Below are 1,730 nucleotides of genomic sequence, written 5' to 3'. Positions count from 1 at the left end.
TCTTTGGGGTATGAGAATTAGACTGCTTTTGTTGTGTTATTTAAATATAAGAATTTATTCTTGAAAAAATTATGACCTTTGACGATCTTACATTTCAGAAAATCTTATTTAAACCATGATAAGAAATACAAAAACCGGCTTAATTGCCTATTCAGGATTTGCACTTTTATTTAGTGCTGTCCTTACCTCCTGCAGCCACAAAAAATCAGAAGCTTCTTATGCTGCAAACGATCCTGTTTTTAAAAATATGGATACAACTGTACGTCCGGGTAACGACTTTTTTAAATATGCCAATGGAGGCTGGATAAAGAAGAATCCAATTCCTGCTGCTTATTCCAGTTGGGGAATTGGAAATCTTGTACAGGAAGAAATCCGGGAAAAGCTTAAAAAAATTAATGAAGATGCTTTGAAGGAAAATGCAGCTAAGGGCACCAACAGTCAAAAAATTGCTGATTTTTATTTCACTGGTATGGATACGGCCGGAATTGAGAAGAGAGGGATCAGTGACTTAAAAACTGAGTTGGACCGTATTGACCAGATTAAAGATGTAAATGGTGTTTTAGATGTATCGGCCCATCTCACCACTTATGGCATCGAAAATATGATTGGGCTATACATTGGTCAGGACGAAAAAAATAGCGATAAAATAGCACTCCATATAACTCAAAGTGGAATTGGCCTACCCAATAGGGACTATTATTTTAATACAGATACACGTACTAAAAATATACGGAATGATTACTCCGCAAAACATTTGCCCGCTATCTTGATACTCTCTGGAATGGCAAATCAGGATGCAGTAGCGGCTGCTAAGAATGTGTTTGCTATTGAAACAGTCCTTGCCGCCAGCTCACGTAAGCTGGAAGACTTGCGGGATCCTTATCACAACTATAACAAGATGTCAATTGCCAAACTGAACCAGTTAACACCTGGAATGAACTGGATAGACATTTTTCAGAAACTAAAAATCAATAAAGCCGATACGATTATCGTAGGCCAGCCGGAATATTACCAGGCTTTGAACAAAGCACTAAAAACTTTCCCAATCAAGGATTGGAAAGCTTATTTACGCTGGCACCTGATTTCTGCCACTTCTCCTTATCTGAACAAAGATCTTGATAAAGAAAGATTTAGATTTTATGGGACAGTTATTGCAGGAAAAAAGGAACAATTGCCGAGATGGAAGCGTGTGCTTGACGCAGAAAATGCTTTAATGGGAGAGGTGCTGGGACAGTTGTTCGTTAAAGCCTATTTTCCGGAGACAACCAAAAAGCGCTATTCAGATATGGTTACTGCTATACGCAGCAGTTACAAAGAACATATCGAAAAACTAGACTGGATGAGTGCTCAGACCAAGAAAAAAGCGCTTGATAAGTTGGAGAAAATAAATCCAAAAGTTGGCTTCCCCGATAAATGGAAAGATTTTTCTACTCTGGAGATAGACCGCAAATCTTATGTCCTGAATGTACTGCGCGCTCAGGCTTGGTGGTATAACAGGGAGGTAAATAAATTAGGTAAACCCGTTGATCGTACCGAATGGGATATGACACCTCAAACCTACAACGCTTACTATAATCCATCAAATAATGAAATTGTACTGCCGGCGGCTATATTCAGTATAGCAGGTGTAAAAGACGAAGATGTGGATGATGCTGTAGTATATGGTTATGCAGCGGCATCTACTATTGGTCATGAAATTACACATGGTTTTGATGATGAAGGGCGACAGT

1 protein-coding gene is annotated in these 1,730 nt (G+C 38.8%); it reads left to right on the top strand.

The window, feature by feature from the left end; all coding sequences use genetic code 11:
- Positions 1–115: 115 nt before the first annotated feature.
- A partial coding sequence (locus DBR11_RS11790; RefSeq protein ID WP_108552848.1) for a M13 family metallopeptidase occupies positions 116–1,730 on the top strand: 1,615 nt, incomplete at its 3' end.

Origin of the sequence: Pedobacter sp. HMWF019 (genome assembly GCF_003061025.1) — a bacterium.
In the GTDB taxonomy this organism is placed as follows: domain Bacteria; phylum Bacteroidota; class Bacteroidia; order Sphingobacteriales; family Sphingobacteriaceae; genus Pedobacter.
Note: the sequence above shows the minus strand (reverse complement) of the source record. Positions and strands in the feature narration are given on the sequence as shown.